Origin of the sequence: Vibrio atlanticus, assembly GCF_024347315.1 — a bacterium.
Classification (GTDB): domain Bacteria; phylum Pseudomonadota; class Gammaproteobacteria; order Enterobacterales; family Vibrionaceae; genus Vibrio; species Vibrio atlanticus.
In genome coordinates, this window is the sequence record NZ_AP025461.1 from 977,836 (window position 1) to 996,627 (window position 18,792).

At 42.6% G+C, this 18,792-nt stretch carries 18 protein-coding genes; 5 read left to right on the forward strand and 13 right to left on the reverse strand.

Annotated features, from left to right (window positions below; all coding sequences use genetic code 11):
- Nucleotides 1-67: 67 nt before the first annotated feature.
- Together OCV30_RS20000 and OCV30_RS20005 are read right to left on the reverse strand one after the other, a co-directional pair.
- Entirely contained in the window at nt 68-550 is a 483-nt protein-coding gene (locus tag OCV30_RS20000) for an exoribonuclease R (protein ID WP_065679992.1), read from the reverse strand.
- A gap of 158 nt (nt 551-708) precedes the next feature.
- Nucleotides 709-1,638 carry a DMT family transporter gene (locus OCV30_RS20005; RefSeq protein WP_065679993.1) on the reverse strand — a complete coding sequence of 310 codons (930 nt, stop codon included), beginning with the start codon at nt 1,636-1,638 and terminating at the stop codon, nt 709-711.
- Nucleotides 1,639-1,787: 149 nt separating this feature from the next.
- Between OCV30_RS20005 and OCV30_RS20010 the strand changes: the two genes are divergently transcribed.
- On the forward strand, nt 1,788-2,246 hold the full coding sequence (locus OCV30_RS20010) for an Lrp/AsnC family transcriptional regulator (RefSeq protein ID WP_065679994.1): 459 nt from the start codon (nt 1,788-1,790) through the stop codon (nt 2,244-2,246).
- 270 nt (nt 2,247-2,516) lie between these two features.
- Here OCV30_RS20010 and OCV30_RS20015 read toward each other — a convergent pair whose 3' ends face one another.
- Together OCV30_RS20015 and OCV30_RS20020 are read right to left on the reverse strand one after the other, a co-directional pair.
- Nucleotides 2,517-2,759: a hypothetical protein gene (locus OCV30_RS20015; protein ID WP_009845471.1), complete on the reverse strand. Its 243-nt coding sequence runs from the start codon at nt 2,757-2,759 to the stop codon at nt 2,517-2,519.
- Nucleotides 2,760-3,019: 260 nt separating this feature from the next.
- Complete coding sequence (locus OCV30_RS20020; RefSeq protein ID WP_017097491.1) at nt 3,020-3,595, reverse strand: hypothetical protein; 576 nt, start codon at nt 3,593-3,595, stop codon at nt 3,020-3,022.
- A 96-nt stretch (nt 3,596-3,691) separates the two neighbouring features.
- Here OCV30_RS20020 and OCV30_RS20025 point away from each other — a divergent pair, with 96 nt between their 5' ends.
- The gene (locus tag OCV30_RS20025; protein WP_065679995.1) at nt 3,692-4,372 is read left to right on the forward strand and encodes an SH3 domain-containing protein; all 681 of its coding nucleotides are present in this window, start codon (nt 3,692-3,694) and stop codon (nt 4,370-4,372) included.
- 214 nt (nt 4,373-4,586) lie between these two features.
- Here the strand turns inward: OCV30_RS20025 and OCV30_RS20030 are convergent, their stop codons facing one another.
- From OCV30_RS20030 to napF, 7 genes are all read right to left on the reverse strand, one after another.
- Nucleotides 4,587-5,786 (reverse strand): cyclic di-GMP phosphodiesterase, encoded by a 1,200-nt coding sequence (locus OCV30_RS20030; protein WP_065679996.1) that lies wholly within the window; start codon nt 5,784-5,786, stop codon nt 4,587-4,589.
- A gap of 421 nt (nt 5,787-6,207) precedes the next feature.
- The gene (locus OCV30_RS20035; protein WP_017097480.1) at nt 6,208-6,345 is read right to left on the reverse strand and encodes a TIGR02808 family protein; all 138 of its coding nucleotides are present in this window, start codon (nt 6,343-6,345) and stop codon (nt 6,208-6,210) included.
- A gap of 11 nt (nt 6,346-6,356) precedes the next feature.
- Nucleotides 6,357-6,938, reverse strand: a complete 582-nt coding sequence (locus tag OCV30_RS20040; RefSeq protein ID WP_009845456.1) for a NapC/NirT family cytochrome c — start codon at nt 6,936-6,938, stop codon at nt 6,357-6,359.
- 29 nt (nt 6,939-6,967) lie between these two features.
- Entirely contained in the window at nt 6,968-7,429 is a 462-nt protein-coding gene (locus tag OCV30_RS20045) for a nitrate reductase cytochrome c-type subunit (protein WP_009845455.1), read from the reverse strand.
- A 125-nt stretch (nt 7,430-7,554) separates the two neighbouring features.
- On the reverse strand, nt 7,555-10,044 hold the full coding sequence (gene napA / locus OCV30_RS20050) for a periplasmic nitrate reductase subunit alpha (RefSeq protein WP_065679997.1): 2,490 nt from the start codon (nt 10,042-10,044) through the stop codon (nt 7,555-7,557).
- Complete coding sequence (locus OCV30_RS20055; RefSeq protein ID WP_065679998.1) at nt 10,041-10,346, reverse strand: chaperone NapD; 306 nt, start codon at nt 10,344-10,346, stop codon at nt 10,041-10,043. Before OCV30_RS20055 ends, napA begins: the two co-directional genes overlap by 4 nt.
- A 23-nt stretch (nt 10,347-10,369) precedes the next feature.
- Entirely contained in the window at nt 10,370-10,849 is a 480-nt protein-coding gene (gene napF / locus OCV30_RS20060) for a ferredoxin-type protein NapF (RefSeq protein ID WP_017101835.1), read from the reverse strand.
- A gap of 253 nt (nt 10,850-11,102) precedes the next feature.
- Here napF and narQ point away from each other — a divergent pair, with 253 nt between their 5' ends.
- Together narQ and OCV30_RS20070 are read left to right on the forward strand one after the other, a co-directional pair.
- A complete protein-coding gene (narQ, locus tag OCV30_RS20065) occupies nt 11,103-12,833 on the forward strand; it encodes a nitrate/nitrite two-component system sensor histidine kinase NarQ (protein WP_017097478.1) in 1,731 nt (576 codons plus the stop codon).
- The gene (locus OCV30_RS20070; protein WP_065679999.1) at nt 12,820-13,452 is read left to right on the forward strand and encodes a response regulator; all 633 of its coding nucleotides are present in this window, start codon (nt 12,820-12,822) and stop codon (nt 13,450-13,452) included. The genes narQ and OCV30_RS20070 overlap by 14 nt, the downstream gene beginning before the upstream one ends.
- Nucleotides 13,453-13,671: 219 nt before the next feature.
- Here OCV30_RS20070 and dcuC read toward each other — a convergent pair whose 3' ends face one another.
- Nucleotides 13,672-15,039 (reverse strand): anaerobic C4-dicarboxylate transporter DcuC, encoded by a 1,368-nt coding sequence (gene dcuC / locus OCV30_RS20075; protein WP_009845449.1) that lies wholly within the window; start codon nt 15,037-15,039, stop codon nt 13,672-13,674.
- Between the two features lie 566 nt (nt 15,040-15,605).
- A complete protein-coding gene (locus OCV30_RS20080; protein ID WP_004731293.1) occupies nt 15,606-16,322 on the reverse strand; it encodes a GntR family transcriptional regulator in 717 nt (238 codons plus the stop codon).
- 317 nt (nt 16,323-16,639) lie between these two features.
- Here OCV30_RS20080 and mngA point away from each other — a divergent pair, with 317 nt between their 5' ends.
- Nucleotides 16,640-18,574 carry a PTS 2-O-a-mannosyl-D-glycerate transporter subunit IIABC gene (mngA, locus tag OCV30_RS20085; protein WP_065680000.1) on the forward strand — a complete coding sequence of 645 codons (1,935 nt, stop codon included), beginning with the start codon at nt 16,640-16,642 and terminating at the stop codon, nt 18,572-18,574.
- Nucleotides 18,575-18,792 lie beyond the last annotated feature (218 nt).

An 18,792-nucleotide genomic window follows, 5' to 3' on the forward strand; every position in this document is an offset into this window, starting at 1 on the left:
GACTTGTCCAAGGGGGAGCGAGCAACTTGTTGGAGTGTTTGAAGTAGAATTGGAAATATGCGCTTTTTCAATTCGTCCCGTGACTTAGTGCTCTGTACTTAGCGTCGTTTTCTTCGTTCACTTTTGCATAGAAGTGCAGCAACTCTGTGAGCTCTTTTACCCAACCAAATGCTTCTGTCGGTGCTTTCAACAAAATCTTCTCGACTTTGTCACAGTGAGCTTCAAGGCTGATCGCTTGTTCAAGGTTGAACGACATTGCATAGAAGTGCCAAAGTAATAGGCGAGTCATGCGCTCGATGTTTTGCTGTGAGTTATCCGACTCACTAAACGCAAGATTCACTTCACTCAGCGCGATTGCTGTCATTCGCAACATCGCATCAAACTTCGCTGATTGCATACGCTCTTCATTGGTCACTTCTTCCTGTTCGAACGTAAACAGTTCCGTCATTGCATCTTCAGGGACAAGGCGATGAATCATTCTTAAACTAAATTCTTCTAGTTCTTCACGAGGCATGTTGTTTAAGCAAGTTAAAGTGTAATCGCGTTGCATGGTGTTCTCTTGGATCTGCAAAAAGGTCAGACAGTTTAATGGAGAAGCGAGTTCAGAAAAAGCAGATTTTAGATAAGCCTACGTTTGTAGGCTTATCTATGTACTACAAGCCCTAAAATTGATGTTTAGGGAAACTGTATTTAGGTTTGAACGCAGTATCAGGCTTTGCTATGGCTTGGCGGTTGATATTGCATAGACTGGTCGTTTCTCATGAAAATGTTGCTCGCGACCAAGCTGCCGATACAAATTGAACCAAGCGCTAACCAAGTCATCGTATCCGGAATTTCGTTGAACAGTGGGATCGCCAACAAGGTTGCAACAGCAGGTGTTGCACTACCAAAAGCGGCTGAGCGTTCTGCTCCTAGTGTATTAACAGCATATAGATAAGTGAATGCTGCTATTAAGCCCGCACCTACACCTTGCACCGCAGAATGCACGGCAAGCTCTGCAACTGGCCATTGAGCAATTGGTGTTTCCATTAAATGGCTAGGGAGGGTTCCTGTAAAGATAAGGATCAGCAACAGCAAGGTGGAACAGAATGAAATAAAACCCGCACTGACAAGCGCATTAAGATTGGCAACACGTGCTGAGATGGTAAACGTCGCCCACATCAAGCTGCCAAACAAAAACAACACGTGACCTTTGGTATATTCAAAGTTGAAGCTGCTTAAGCTACTTCCCAGAAACAACAATATCCCAAGCGAAACCAGACCTAAACCAACGACACGGTGTCGGCTAAGCGGCTGCTTAAAAAAGAGTACCGCGATCCCTGTTACGAACAGAGGAAGCGTTCCCGGAACTAAAGCACTTCCGTGTGATACCGGAACGAACTGCATGGCTGTTCCTGCAACGAGTAAATAAGGTAACCCGCACCCCACAAACATACCGGCCAAGTATCGATTCGGGACAGCAGCGATCGTGCTACGTGCTTTCCACACCAAAGGTAATAACGCCAATGCTGGTATGAGGAATCGAGTCAGTGCGATGTCTGCAGGTGTTAAATCTGAATTTGCGCCGCCTTTAAGAGAAAGGAAAAAGCTCGCCCAGATGAGCAGAGTGACAGTAATTGATAAATAGCCAAGCTTCATAATAAACAAGGAAAGTGAATGATGATTAATTATGGGGTACTTGGTGTGCCATAGGTTGGCAATTTTTGTTCTAACTTGAGTTATCGTTGATGATTTCTGCTAATATCTTGCCAATTGTTAATGAATTTAACCAATAATTGGTATTTGCTATGGATAGGATTGATAGACATCTTCTTGATTTGCTTCAGAAAGACGGCAGGCTAACCACCGCAGAGTTAGCTGATGAAGTTGGCTTATCGGCTTCACCGTGCGCGAGGCGCATCAAAAGACTGGAAGAAAAAGGGATTATTGATGGTTACCGTGTGAGCCTGTCACGGGAACAGGTCGGCATCGCAATGAGCGTGTTTGTTGAGGTGAGCTTGAACAACCACCAAGAAGTGTCGATTGATAAATTTGAAAGTGCGGTTGTCGAGATGGAAGAGGTCATCAGCTGCCACGTTGTATCTGGGGCTTATGATTACTTGTTAGAAGTTGTCAGCCCTAACTTGATGGCTTACGAAGCATTTACCAGAAAGCTACAGCGACTCTCCAATGTAAAAGACATACATACCCATCTTGCGATTAGGCAAGTGAAAGGCAATGCGCCACTTCCGGTTTATACGGACTGACTGTTTATGCGAGCTAACGGTTTATACGAGCTAACGGTTTATACGAACAAACGGTTTATACGAACAAACGGGCTATACGAACTAACAGTTTATACCGACTAAGCCGTAGGTAGGTGACACGCTGCCCGATGACATGAGCTGAAAACGAAATGATTTTATGACTAATAGGAAGTACGGTCGCTATTAACGGCTATCTGACGAATGCGGATACGCAACAATAAAAAACGGAGCACCTCGTGAAAGGTACTCCGTATATGATAGGTGCAAAACTTAGTGATACTTAAAGTTAGAGATTGAACAATCCCCGGTTTGAGCGTTGATTCTGAATGAAAAAGCATGTGAATGATAATCCACACCGTCATTCCAAATCGTCTCTCCAAATATCTTACATAGCTCTAGCTCACTTACTGAACCGAACTCTTCCATGTGTTTAGCGACAGATAAAAGTTTACCTCTTATCTCTGCAGTCCCTTCCGTGTTACTCAAGCAGTTGAAAGCCATAGTTTTTTGCATATTACCTAGCCAAAATATTTCTTGTTATTAAGTTATATGAATAATCATGATAACAATTTTCTGGCGTTTGTAAATCTATTTTGTGATGAATATCTCACATAGTCGCTTGCATTGGTCGGAAATTGAACGTCATTGTTGATAGTTACCACATTAGTTTTACAACTTATTGATAAAGCTTTGATTGATTGTATTTCTGAATGTGTTGGTTTGTTCGAACTATGATTATTGGGATAATCAAGTTAAGCAAGTGAGTAATCATTTTAGTTTTGTACATCGTTTATCGGTTGGTTTGTGTGGCGAGCTTCGTCAATCATCGTCGCTTCTTTACGGTATTTTGAAGAGAGCTGACGAAATTTTTTACTGAGTGTATGAAGATCTTGCGAGAGTGATTGTGAGCTTTGTACATGTACCTGTGCACTTTCTGTTTGACGCGGTAGTCTTGCTTTAGCGCAGTGTTTAGCTATGGTTTGCCACGAATGCGTTAGAGACTCCGCTCCATCTAGTTCTGTAGACACAATATACGCTTGTTTTAATAGAACCTCAGAGACATCATAAGCGGTATGCATATGACTATTGAGCTGCACATTAAATCTTTGTTCGTACTTTGCCCAAAGCCCAATGATCTGCTTTTCGTTGAAATGTTTAGATAGCAACGTTTGTGATTCATAGGTCGAGAGAACTTGGTTAAATTCTTTGGTGTATTGATTATAGCGTTCTTCAAATGATAACTGGCGATCTAACAGTGTTTGCCAGTTTTCACGGTCACAATGGTCTGCTAACGCGATATCGGCACTCAGAGGTACACTTATAATGACAACCTTCACCAAAAAATTCATGATTTACCTCTACTTAACTCGCTCTCTATTAAGAGTATAGATGAGCAGCAACATGAGTTGATGTACACTTGAAACATACCTAAAACGGAAGAGCTGGTGGATTTGATGAAAAAAGCGCTGATCGCTTTACTTGTGTTATTAATATTGGGCGGAGGAGGGGCTGCATACTATTTCTTCGTCATGAAAAAAGACCCCACTCCGCCAGAGAAAGAGGAAGCGCCGGCTGTTGAAGTCGCGGCGCAATCTGAATCTGACCTTGCATCCCTCACTACTCCTCAGCCTGAGCCAGAACAGACTGAGTTCTACGTTTTAGATAGAAAACTAAAAGTAGTCGAGCAGCCCGAAATTGATGGTTTGATAACCGACTATCTTTATAAGGGTGAAAAGGTCGAACTACTAGAGAAGCAAGGCGAATGGGCTCGTATCTCTGACTATATTGTTTTAAAGGAAGGCGGACCACAGACGGCGGAATGGATTTCAATGTCTGGGCTATCTAGTGATGAAGTGATTATCTCTGAGCAAGAAAACAGAGAGATACTAGATTCATACTTATCTAAATCCGATGATCTGAAGCTCCATCAAGAGAAGTTCCGCAACACGGTAGCTAAACTTATCTCTGAAGGGGAGTGCGACCCAAGTGATTTTGAAGAGTTAGGCGGTTGGGTTAAATCAGTTAAATACAGTAACCGAGACGTTTATTTTATTTATTGTGGTGGGTTGTTACGTGAAAACAAAATTTATCTTGATGTAAATACGAATGAAACATTTAGGGAATAGGAGCCAATTTCTATCTAATATAAGTGTGCTGTTAGCGTTTAATTGGTGTTTGGTTATTAATTAAAATTTGATATGAATATGAGCTTGTAAGGTTTATGAAAGAACGGTTGAAAGCAAAGAAGCCACTGGAATCAGTGGCTTTTTTAGAATTGTCCGATTTATCAAACTAGGCCATACATGCAATGACCTCATAACCTTTGGAGAGTCGACTCTATTAAAAGAAGGGGGTTACATCAATTCCCGCTTTTGTTGGAGATACTGCTTTTACAATCGTATGCCAGCTGTGTTTTAAATCCACATACTTGACATCAATGAAACGTTTATTCTTTCTTGAATAGAAGCATTTAACGACCGGCTCAACAGGCGCATCATCATTTGATGACCAAACGATCCCAAGATGCCCATTACTCAGTTCAACAATAGCCCCGATAGGGAAAATACCAATGCAATTGATAAATTTGTACACCAATTGTCGGTCTAAGTGATTAGGTGTCATTGTTAACATGATCTTAAATGCTTCCGCAGGGCTCATCCCTCGTTTGTAGCAACGATCAGCCGTTAACGCGTCATAGACATCCACAATACAAGCCATTCGACCGTGCTGTGGGATTTGCTCGCCTTTTAGTCCATTGGGGTAACCGGTGCCATCTAATTTTTCATGGTGCATTAAACAGATATCACGGCTAACTTGACTTAAGCCTTCGATTTTTTTGATGATAGGTTTAGCAAATACTTGGTGTTGCTTGATGTGTTCAAATTCGTCCTCGGTTAAACGAGAAGGTTTTTGTAAGACATTATCATCGATATGCACTTTACCCACATCATGAATAATCCCACCGATCGCCAATGGTTTTAAATGTTCTTTTCCAAAACCCAAATGCTTGCCAAATGTAACCAAAAGTGTGGCTACGTTGACGGAATGTTCAAGCAAATAGGTATCTTTTTTGCGTAATGCGGAAACACATTGCAAAGCATCTGAATTAACAAGTGCAGATTCAATGAGTTCATCCGCCCAACCATCCAGTTCATCCGCAACAAATGTGTGTGAATCGAAGGTTGCAGTAATAATTTTTTGGGCAAGACCGCGCGCTTCTTTAATGATTCGCTCCGCATTTTTTTGTCTTACTTCTCGAGAGACAAATTTGTTGGGAGAGTTTTTATTACTATTTTGTTGGATCTCTGCCGTTTCATCATCAGGTACTGGATGAAACTCGCAACCTTTGGCTGAGAGTTTTTTGTCAACCCAGACATATTGAATGCCTTTATTAACTAATGTATCAATTCCTTTTTTTGAAGACACGCGTCCAGCGTTGGATAAATAAACACGCTCACTTTTCTGAATTGATGTAACAAACATTCCCACAACCAATGTGTCGATGGAAATTTTTACTGAGTCTTTAAGGTCGAACTGCATTACATCCAATTAAGTGTTGTCAAAAACAGTGTGATTCTAATCCAATTTCTCAGCGAATCTAGTCAAATATTGATTTATTGTTTCTTAATGCCGAAATTTAATGGTAATAGCCGGAAAATTCATCGAGTTATGCTTCGATCTCGACGATATTGTAAGCTCGGCTAAGCAACAGTGTCGTAGTCAATCAAACTAGTTGTTCGTTATTAACAGTGTGATTCTAATCGGAATGTCCAGAAAAGGACTATGTAGAAAGCTACTTTGCATGGTGAGTGTGTTGAAACCGGTGAAGTAAGGGGGAAATTTATTAATAAGAAAACAAAACGTCAGATATTAAAAAGCCACTGAGGTCAGTGGCTTTTTTGAGTTAATCCAATCAAAACGGATTACACATAGATGGCAAAAGTTGATGCAATCTTGGTTCTTAATCGATTTCTTTGTCTTTACCCATAGATAAAATCCAAAGAGAGACAGCAGCAACACCTGCAAAGCCACCAAGAATGATAACTGGCATAGCGCTGTAACCTAGGATGTGCCAAATTACGTTCTCTAAAGTACTCATTCAATCGCTCCTTATTGCCAGCCTTCAACGCCGTGCATGTCTGGTAGTTTGTGTGCGATACCTTTGTGACAGTCTACACACGTTTTTTCACCAGAAGCTAGCGCTGTCGAGTGTTGTTTCGCACTACGAGGGCTCTGCTCTGAGAAGTCCATGTAATCGAACTGGTGACAGTTACGACACTCAAGTGAATCATTCTTTTTCAATCGAGCCCATTCGCGTTCTGCTAAGTGAGCACGACGTGCTTTGAACTTTTCTTCAGTATTGATGGTTTTCGCAATAAAGTGTGCGTATAGCTCTTTAGAAGCCTGAACCTTACGAACAATTTTATCTGTCCACTCATGAGGTACGTGACAGTCTGAACAGATAGCACGAACACCAGAACGGTTAGAGTAGTGAATTGTTTCTTGGATTTCAGCAACGATAGGTGCGTGACAACCAGAACAGAACTCTTCCGTATTGGTTGCTTCCATACCCGTGTTGAATGCACCCCAGAACAAAAGACCACCCGAGAAACCCAAGAACAAAACAACGCCTACCGCTGCTTTACTTGGTGTCGCGAGTCTTTTCCAAAACGCTTTAAGTAATTTTATCATATATAGCCTCTCTTACAGTCCGGCTACGATTAACGCAGTGAATCTACAGGTTTGAACTCGTTCTCAACTAGCGGTTTAGCATTAGCTTGAGGTACGTGACACTGTAGACAGAAGTAACGACGAGGTGAAACATCAGCAAGTACCGCATCTTCGCGGTTCATGTAGTGAGTTACACTCACTTTAGTTGCACCCATTTCTTTTGCGTTTTTCCAGCTATGACAAGCAAGACACTTGTTAGCGTTAAGAGACACTTCATAGCTACGAATAGTATGAGGTACTAAAGGTGGTTGGTATACGTAGTCACTCTCAAGTACTTGGTCACGAGGAAACTTTTTGAAGTCATCTGCTGCGCGAGTTGCTTCAAGTTCACTTGCACCACGTAGAGATTCTACGCCACCAATGCCGCCTGGGTTATCCAGCTCAGCTTGAGCTTGAACTGCACCAGCTAGCAAAAGACCAGCTGATAGTAGGGCAGTAATCAGTTTTTTCATGGTTAATTTCTCCGCCTAAAGGCTAATTCTTTGAGTGGACTACTTCCTTTAAAAAGTAATGAAAAAAGTAGTCGCAATATTAAATACGTTAGATCTTGTATCTAGGTTCGAAAAGCGCTTGGCTCTTAAGAAACCTTAGTGATCTTAACTGGACACTTCTTGTAATCCGTCTGCTTAGACAGAGGATCCGTTGCATCCAAGATCAACTTGTTGATCAGAATTCTTGCATCAAAGAATGGTACGAATACCAAGCCTTGTGGTGGACGGTTACGACCACGAGTTTCAACACGAACGCGTACTTCACCACGTTTGTTTTCGATAAGAACTTCATCACCACGGCGAAGGCCACGAGCTTTAGCGTCAGCAGGGTGGATGTAACAAAGTGCATCCGGTACTGCTTTGTAAAGTTCTGGTACACGACGAGTCATAGTACCTGTGTGCCAGTGCTCAAGAACACGACCTGTACATAGCCACATGTCGTATTCGTCGCTTGGTACTTCTGGTGGCGCTTCGTAAGGAGCATTGATGATAAGAGCTTTACCATCTGGTTTACCGTAGAAATCCCAACCAGAACCTTTCTTAGCGTATGGATCTGAACCTTCTTTAAAGCGCCACAGTGTTTCTTTACCGTCAACAACAGGCCAACGTAGGCCACGGACTTTGTGGTAAGTGTCGTAAGGTGCTAAATCGTGACCGTGATCGCGACCAAAGGCTGCGTATTCTTCGAATAGACCTTTTTGAACGTAGAAACCTTGAGCTTGAGCATCGTCGTTAAGCTCTTGTGCTTCAGACAGTGGGAATGCATCAACGTTGCCGTTTTTGTACAGCACGTCGTACATCGTTTTACCACGATACTCAGGTGCTTTAGCTAGAAGCTCTTCGCTCCAAACTTCTTCAATAGTGAAGCGTTTAGAAAACTCCATGATTTGCCATAGGTCAGACTTTGCTTCACCTACGGTTTTAACTTGTTGGTACCATGCTTGTGTACGACGCTCAGCGTTACCGTAAGCACCTTCTTTTTCAATCCACATTGCTGTTGGAAGGATAAGGTCAGAAGCTTGAGCTGTTGCTGTTGGGTACGGGTCAGAACATACAATGAAGTTATCTGGGTTACGGTAACCTGGTAGACGTTCAGTGTTGATGTTTGGACCAGCTTGCATGTTGTTGTTACACATTACCCAGTACGCGTTGATCGTACCGTCTTTTAACGCACGGTCTTGAGCAACAGCGTGTTTACCCGGTTTAGGTGGGATAGTGCCTTCTGGAAGCTTCCAGATGTCTTCTGCAATCTTACGGTGTTTAGGGTTAGCAACCACCATATCTGCCGGTAGACGGTGAGAGAACGTACCTACTTCACGAGCTGTACCACACGCAGATGGTTGACCAGTTAGTGAGAATGGGCTGTTACCTGGGGTAGAAATCTTACCTGTAAGAAGGTGGATGTTGTACACAAGGCTGTTCATCCATACACCACGAGTATGTTGGTTCATACCCATAGTCCAAAGTGACATTACTTTGATGTTTGGATCTGCGTATTGCTTAGCCAGCTTGATAAGGTCATCTTGAGATACACCTGACATTTCAGATGCTTTTTCAACGGTGTATTCAGCAACAGAAGCTTTGTAGTCTTCGAAGCTGATATCAGTCATTTTACCTGAGTTAGGGTTCGCAGCGGCTTTCTGTAGTGGATCATCGTCACGAAGGCCGTAACCGATGTCTGTCGTTGCTTGCTTGAAGTTCGTGTGTTTGTTCACGAATTCCCAGTTAACCGCATCGTTTTGAATGATGTAGTTAGCGATGAAGTTAGCAATCGCAAGATCTGATTGAGGTTCGAAGATGTAACCTGTGTCTGCAAGCTCGAAAGAACGGTGGTAGTAAGTAGACAGTACGTTTACTTTAACGTGTGGGTGGCTTAGACGACGGTCTGTAATACGAGTCCATAGTACTGGGTGCATTTCTGCCATGTTTGAACCCCACAGCACGAATGCATCTGCGTGTTCAAAGTCATCGTAACAACCCATTGGCTCATCGATGCCGAAAGTACGCATGAATGCACCTACCGCAGATGCCATACAGTGACGAGCATTTGGATCGATGTTGTTTGAACGGAAGCCCGCTTTCATCAGCTTAACCGCTGCGTAGCCTTCCATTACTGTCCACTGGCCTGAACCGAACATACCAACGCCTGTTGGACCGTTCTTCTTCAGAGCGGCTTTCCATTTCTCAGCCATTACGTCGAAAGCTTTGTCCCAAGATACTGGTGCAAAATCACCATCCTTGTGGAACTCACCATCTTTCATACGAAGAAGAGGTTGTTCAAGACGGTCTTTACCGTACATGATTTTTGAAAGGAAGTAGCCTTTAATACAGTTAAGGCCTTTGTTTACCGGTGCTTCTGGGTCGCCTTGAGTCGCGACCACTTTACCGTTTTGAGTACCAACTAGTACCGAACAGCCCGTACCACAAAAACGACAAGGCGCTTTATCCCACGTGATTTTTGTTTGATCAGAGCTAGCAATCAGGTTGGTTGCTGTTGCTGGTAGAGTTACACCTGCAACGGCTGCCGCTGATGCAGCTGCGTTTGCTTTCACAAACGCGCGTCTTGTCATTTTCATACTTCACCCTCAAGTTGAGAATTGTTGCTTCCAGTTTCTAAATCCGTTTCGTCTAGTCCAGTCTCGATTTGGTGATAAACCAAAGCTGTCCCTAAAACGTTCGTAACATTATTAATTTCTTCGATGGTGTCCGTAACAAAACCTTGGTTCTCGGTTTCTAGGACCACGATGATTTTGCCTTCAGGGCTACTGCCGTAGATTTCCGCATTATCGTATTGCTCGATTTGTGCTTTGATCTCGTCTAGATGCTCTGGGCTCACATGCACGACTAAACTTGATATATGCACTTCATTTAGTGCCATAAATTGCTCTCGTTATTTTTGTTTTATGCATTACTCACAAGAATAGCCGAAGTAGGGCAAACTGCTACGCAGGCTCCACAACCGCTACACTCATCTAACTCGATTTTTGGTAGAGCAACACTGCCTGCTCTAAGTTGAAATTGAATCGCCATAGGTTCACACATGTCACCACAGCTTCGGCATTCAACATTTTGTTGGGCCAAGCACTTATCAGAGATAGTTGCTTTTGCCAGCCAAGGCGTTTCTTCCTTGGGTTTAAAAATTGGCTCTGGACAAACGTCTGCACATTGATAACAGAATGTACATTCGTCTTTTGAGAAGTCGACAGTAGGAAAACCACCGTCGCCGACAATGATGATGTGTGTCTCGCAACTTTCGATGCATTTACCACAACGTGTACAATCATCTGCGAAGCTTTCTAGACTTTTAATCCAAGGCAATCGAATCTGGCTTGAATCTACTTTGCGCCTAGAAAATAGGCGGCGTCTCGATAGGTCTACCACTAAATGCCCACTAATGTTGCTAAGATGTTGTAATTGTAGATCATTGTTTCGTTAATATCTTGTCATTTATCCTCACAAGTAGTGTAGTTTTAGAAATATTTGTATAAATACCCCTTAAGGGCTAAATAGGATCCTATATTGTCTTAGATCAATAAATTATGAAGCGTTTGGTCACATATTGAATGGAGCTCTGTTTTTTGATGTGTGACAATAGGTTCCCGACAGCCATTTTTATACCTTCAGGATATTAACTTTGCTTATTAAACCTGTTTCATCTGTAACGAGTACAATAGCTAAATCATTGCTATTTATATTGCTCCTTTCAGTTGCCACCACCGGTTTTGCTATTTTTACATTAGCGTCCAGCCTTAATGATGCCGAGGCGGTTAATGTGGCTGGCTCGATGCGCATGCAAAGCTACCGTTTAGCGCATGATATTCAAATAGAATCAGTGGATTACGATTCTCATATTCGTGAATTTGAAAGTTCCCTTTATTCCACATCGATGACTAATTTGGTGAGTTGGGAAGTGCCAACTGATATTACAAATGATTATTATTTAATAATTGGCCGTTGGCATGAATTGAAGCAGGTCTTAAATAGCGAAGATAGAAAACACTACCTGGTACTTGTTGAAAATTTTGTTATTGAAATCGACCGCTTTGTTTTTAAGTTACAAGAATTTTCAGAAAATAAATTAATTAAATTGGCATGGGCTGGTGGTATAGGTCTAGGTGGAATACTCGTCATATCTCTTTTTGTTGTTCATTTTGTACGTAAACAAGTTGTTAAGCCTCTACACGCTCTCGTTAGAGCTAGCCAGAGAATCAAAAATAGTGATTTCGAGGTTAAGTTAGAGGTTACCAACAATAATGAACTGGGCATTTTGACCAAAACATTTAACTCGATGGCGAAAGATTTAGGCGTGCTGTATCGAAACCTTGAAGATGTTGTCGATGCCAAGACGGTTGAGTTACAAAATGCTAACCAATCATTACAAGCACTCTATTATTCTTCCCAAGAGCTCACGGTAACACGTGTTGCACCGGAAAATTTCCGCGCCATTTTGCAGCACTTGGTCAGTCTAGAAGGGATTGAATCGCTAAGGTTAGAAATCGTCGATAATTCGGGACGTTCTTTGATTATGGATGAAGGTTACGACCCGACTTGCGATTATGAAAAGTTTGAAATGAAACTGGATGATAACGAGCTTGTTTTGGGCTATCTGTATTGCTCATATCATCACGGTCATTCAACTAAGACGCTAATTGAGAGTTTTATCCAACTGCTATCGAGAGCTATCTACTATAATCGTGCTCAAAAGAAAGCTGAGCAGCTTATTATTATGGAAGAGCGAGCGACGATTGCGCGTGAACTGCATGATTCATTGGCCCAATCGCTGTCGTATTTAAAAATCCAAGTGACATTGTTAAAGCGTGTTATTGGTAAACTTCCGGAGCACAAACATCGAGAGCAGTCAGAGCAGATAGCATCTGAGCTAGGGAATGGATTAGCGGGTGCTTATACTCAATTGAGAGAGCTACTCACCACATTTAGGTTATCCATCAAAGAGGGTAGCTTTGGAGATGCTTTGAGCACCATGCTAGAGCAACTCAGTGAAAGAACCGATGCGAAGATTAAATTAACTAATAACCTTTCATCGCTCGAGCTTGATGCACACAGTCAGGTTCACTTGCTTCAATTGATTCGTGAAGCAACAATAAACGCAATAAAACACGCCAATGCCGACTTGATAGATGTATGCTGTATCGATGAGGACGGACAAGTATTAGTCGTGATTAAAGATAATGGAGAAGGCTTTGACCCAAGTAGTTCGAAGATGAACCACTACGGAATGAGTATTATGCAGGAGCGTGCGGCAAGACTGAATGGTGACTTAACGATTGAAGCGGCTCAAGGTGAGGGCTGTACAGTCATATTGAAATATAAAAGTTTAAAGGAAGTTAAAGTTGACGATTTGTAAAGTAATGTTGGTTGATGATCATCCATTGATGCGCAGAGGTATAAGCCAATTACTGAGCTTTGAAGATGAATTTGAAGTGATTGCAGAAGCAAGTAACGGTACTGAAGCGGTCGCTCTTGCCCATGAAGAAGAACCTGATTTGATCCTGTTGGATCTGAATATGAAAGGCATGTCTGGGCTAGATACTCTGAAAGCACTTCGTACTGATGGTTCAAGCGCTAACATCGTTATTTTAACGGTTTCTGATAGCCCTGCGGATATCGAAGCGATTGTTAAAGCGGGCGCTGATGGTTACTTACTGAAAGATACTGAACCCGATGAGCTGATTGAACTGCTTAAGCAAGCACATAGCGGCGATAAGGCATACAGCAGTGTGGTCGCTCACTATTTGAATGATGCTGACAGTCGTAATGATATCTTCGACCAATTGACTGAACGTGAAATGCAAATTCTTCAAGAAGTCGCGAAAGGTTACCGTAACAAGCAGATCGCCGATCACCTGTTTATTTCTGAATCGACAGTTAAGGTACATATGAAGAGTTTGTTGAAAAAGCTGCAAGTGCCTTCTCGTACCGCTGCAACCGTTCTTTATTTAGAACGTTATGGTGATATGAAGTAGGGCTTGTTCTTTTTAAGTAATACTATTTAAAGCTGTGCTGTTTCAATCCCTGTGACATTTTTAGTGTCATACTCCAATAGATAGAGTTTTGAGTTCTCTAAAATAATATGACGTAAAAAAGGCGCTGAACTTGTTGAGTTCAGCGCCTTTTTGTTCGGGCATTTTATATCGGCATCTCTATCTTAATTTGTATCAGTCTAGATAGAGTGTTTCTTAACGTTAAGCAGCCATTGGAACCAATACCAGCGTACCAAAGATAACCGTGATAAGACCACAGATTACTGGAACAGAAGTACGTTTTACAACTTCAAACGGGCTGATTTTACCCATACCAGATGTCGCAACAATTACGCCAGATACTGGAGAAATGGTACGGCCTAAGTTAGATGCTTGAAGCATAGGGATGATTAGGAACGCTGGGTTCAAGCCCATTTTCGCCGCTAGTGATGGAGCCAGTTCTACGAATGCATAGAAAGGCGCGTTACCAGAACCTGTCGCGATAGCTGCAGCAACCGTTAAACCTGTTAGGATAAGCATCAATGCGATACCACCAGCACCTGCCGATTCAGCAAGACCGATTAGGTTATCAATCGCACCGATAGACATTAGACCTTGAGCAAATACGCCCGCCGCAACCAACAACATTACCACGCCTTTGAACGCGTCAGCCATGCCTTGGTAGCAAGAATCTAAGTCTTCTAATGTTTTCTCGCCGTCAAACTTCTTAACAACGTAATCGATAACTGCGCCCACGAAGATAGAACCTACGACAATGGTGTAGATATCAAGTGAAAGTCCCGGAATCGTACGACCGTTGAATAGGAAAACGCCGATGATAGGTAGGAATGGCAGTGCAGCGTAGAAAGCCGGTGCTGTTGTTTCGATTTCAGAAACGTCTACTTTTTCCATTGGCGTGTTTTCTTTTTTATCTAGGTATTTGTTCCAGAAGAAAGCCGCGCCAGCCATCACGATGATTGCACAGATAGAAACAGGCAATACTGTTTGAACAGCAAACACATCAAGAGACATACCTGATTTTTCAGCTGCGATAACCACATCACCAGAGGTTGGTGAAAGAATGATGGCTGCAGGTGATGCACAAACGGCAACCGCTGCTGGGCGTGAAATACCCATCGCCGTCATCATTGGGAATAGGGTCGCCATCAGTAACACACCAAGGCCTGTTGCAGAACTTACTGCTAGAGACATTAGACACGCTACGATGTAAGCCGCAACAAGAAGTACATAGGGAGATTTAATAGCAGCAAGCGGTTTAGAGAACTGTTTCACTACCACGTTGTTTGCGCCGATGTGGGTCATGTAAGAAGCAAAACCACAAAGAAGCATGATTTGCATGCCCAGGCCGCCCCCACGGTACTGAAGCATGTACTTAACAAATTCTAGTGAGTCGGTAACCATGTTACCTGTTGATGCGACTTTAGCTGGTAAGACTGTGTGACCAATAAGGCCGGTAATAAGAAGTAGGGCAAGGCCAGCAGTTAGTAACACGCCCGCTGCTTTATAGCCTTTTACAATAAAGTAACCAACAGCAATGGTAATCACTAATCCGATCAAGAGCTCTAACATAGAAATCTCCACAAAGTTTAAAAAATATAAGAAAGTGTTTCAGAATATGACAATGAATGTACAGAAAACTGAACTGTGGCACGAGACAAACTTGAGTTTGGTATGATCTAAGACAAACATTTTTTTTGATGTTAATTGTGGTTGTAAATATTGATTAACCACTGTTGTTTGGATGTTAATAAACAAATTTTGTGACTCCATAGAATATAACTTGGATCACCTTTGCTTGTTTTAGTTTCATATGACAGGAAGGGTTGGATGACTTTAGCCGTTGATGTGCAAATGGTGATAATAGCGAGAAAAAGAGAGTTATGTGGGGCAAGAGACGAACGGGCGATTTGATGTGAGGAGCACAATCAAAGTGTTACAGCCTTATGATGTTTTAGAGTGGTTTTAATGCTATCGAGCACTACGCGTTGAAGCCTGGAGGGAGATTTAATTCTCGGTGATCAAATCACACAACGCGTATCTGGTGTGTGATTTGGTATTAAAGGCAAAAGAAGCTCTAAGTGTGGAAGAGCTTCTTTGGTGCATTCGTTTAGGTAAACCAAAGCCTATAGTATTGCTTACCTTTGGCGTCTTGCGACCAGAGTAAATCGGTAATCGTTAGACGTGAAGTAGTTACGGCTGTATTCAAACACCGTGTTATTGGCGAGGTAACCGCGAGTACGTTTTTCAATGATAGGCTGAGCTGGGTCAATACCTAACTGTTTAGCAACGTCTTCAGGCGGAAGAATCGGTACCAATTCCTGCTCACTTCTATCAATCACCATGCCTTTGGTGTTCTCAATAAAGTCGTATTTTGATGTCTGCATCACTTGATAGGTGAGATCTGGGAATAGGGCAACAGGTAACCAAGTTTCTTCAACCGTGATTGGATTGTTGTCTATGAAACGAACACGTTTTACGTAGAAAACCAATTCGCCTTCTTTGATATCTAAATGCTCAGACATCGCCAAAGAACACGGCTTCATTTCAAAGGCCAGAACGTCACTGTGTGTAACCACATCCAAATGCGCCCATTTTTCTTGAAAGCTCGACTGTTTGTAGATGTCGTAATTGATCTTGTTCTCTTTGACGTAAGTGCCGCTGCCTTGAACGCTTTCAAGCTCATCGTTTTCGATCAGTAGTTTCAGCGCTTGTCTAACCGTTACACGGCTTACCGAGAATACTTCACGCAATTGCGCTTCTGTTGGGAGTGCTTCTCCAACTTTATATTCTCCAGAACTGATTTTTTCTCTTATTGCATCTGCGATTTGGCGATACATCGGGAGTCTTGCCATTTTTGCCTCATTTGTGCGCTAGAACAACTAGACTTTGATTAACAACCTGTACCTTAAATACGTAAATTTGCTCTATATAAGCCTTGCTTTAAAGGTTAGTGTGAGCGTCGTATCGGCGTTTTGTAGTACATATAATACAAATTAAACGATACATAACAAGCTTTCTTAAAGGATTTGCCAATACTATTTAAATACAAATTAAATACAAATGTGTATTGGTGAGATCGTGATCACGGATTAAATGTCTTGAAGTTGTATTATTATTCTCGTCGACAGGGACGACTGTCGTACTAATCCGTGACTATGGGACAAAGGTTATGAAACTTACTACTCTAACGAATAAGTCGCTCGTAAATCTGCAAACCACGTTTAGCAGTCGAGAAGAAGCGATTTACGCACTTGCTGACCAACTGGATCAGCAAGGCAAACTGCATAACAAGCAAGAGTATCTTGATGCAGTATTTGCTCGTGAAGAGCAAGGCCCGACAGCGCTTGGCGAAGGCCTAGCAGTACCGCATGGCAAGACTGACGCGGTTAAAGAAGCTGGCTTCGCTGTAGCAACGCTTAAAGAAGATATGAAATGGAAAGGCTTGGATGAAGACGAAGATGTAAATCTTATCTTCCTAATTGCGATTCCAAATGCAGAAGCGGGTTCTACCCACATGCATCTGCTCACTGCATTGACAACTACATTGGTTGACGACGATGTTCGCGAAGCGGTATTAAAAGCGACAACGGCTGAAGAAATCTTTGCGCTTCTTGATGGCGACAATCAACAAGAAGAAAAACAAGACAACTTAGATACAAATGCACCGACAATTGTATGCGTTACTGCTTGCCCTGCAGGTATTGCTCATACTTATATGGCGGCAGAATACCTAGAAAAAGCCGGCAAAAAGCTTGGCTACAAGGTTCATGTTGAAAAGCAGGGCGCAAACGGTATTGAAGATCGTTTAACTGCGGAACAACTTAACAATGCTGTAGCGTGTGTGTTTGCTGCTGAAGTTGCGATTAAAGAATCTGAGCGCTTTAATGGCATTCCTCGTGTTGAAACCCCAGTTGCAGAACCGATTAAGCACGGTGAACGCATTCTTAATGAAGCGATTGAAGAGTCGAAAAAAGGTAACGGTGCAGAACGTAAAGTTGCTACCGACGACAAACCGAAAAAACTACCGCTGAAAACTGAGCTTAAACAAGCACTGCTTTCTGGTATTTCTTACGCGGTTCCTCTTATCGTTGCTGGTGGTACTGTTCTTGCGGTTGCTGTTCTTATCGCGCAAATTTTTGACCTGCAAGAGCTCTACGCAACAAAAGATTCTTGGCTATGGATGTATCGCAAACTAGGTGGCGGCCTACTGGGTACATTGATGGTGCCAGTACTGGCGGCTTACACAGCTTACTCATTAGCAGATAAACCGGCACTTGGTCCTGGTTTTGCCGCAGGTATTGCAGCAAACATCATTGGCTCTGGTTTCCTAGGCGGTGTTGTTGGTGGTTTGATTGCTGGTTACGTGATGCGTTGGGTAAAAGAGCATGTTCGCTTAGGCCCTGCGTTTAACGGCTTCCTTACTTTCTACCTTTATCCGGTGATCGGTACTTTAGTGGCAGGTAGCTTGATGCTATTTGTTATCGGTAAACCTGTAGCGTTCCTAAACCAAGGTCTAACGGACTGGTTGAACGGTATGTCAGGCACCAATGCGCTGTTATTGGGTGCGATTCTTGGTCTGTTTGTATCATTCGACTTAGGTGGTCCGGTAAACAAAGCCGCTTACGCATTCTGTTTAGGTGCAATGGCGAACGGTGTTTATGGCCCATACGCAATCTTTGGTTCAGTAAAAATGGTATCGGCGTTCACCGTAACGGCTTCAACCATGATTGCTCCACGCCTATTCAAAGACTTTGAGATTGAAACCGGTAAATCTACATGGCTACTTGGCCTAGCGGGTATTACCGAAGGTGCAATCCCAATGGCGATTGAAGATCCAATCCGTGTAATCGGTTCATTCCTACTAGGCTCTGTGGTTACAGGCGCGATGGTTGGTGCGGCAGGTATCGGTCTATCGACTCCGGGCGCAGGTATCTTCTCTATCTTCTTGTTACACGATTCTGGTTTGGGCGCATTCTCTGCTGCGGCAATCTGGTTCGGTGCTGCGATTGTCGGCACAGTAATTTCAACCATTACTCTTCTGATGTGGCGTGGTCACGCTGTAAAAAAGGGTAAGTTTGAAGCAAGTACTGCAACACAGAACTAACTGAATTTTGAGCTCACTTATAGCTCGTAAGTAAAAACACCATATAAAAAATAACGAACAACTTGGCTGTCCTAAATACCTGTGCTCCTAACGGTTTTATTCACACAGATTCTGGGCGTGGTTTTCTGCACCCTAAATTTAGTGGCAGCCAATTTCACCCCCTTGAAAAACTTTAATTTAGTCGTATTTGAGTGCGAATTTTAGATTTACTCGAAACG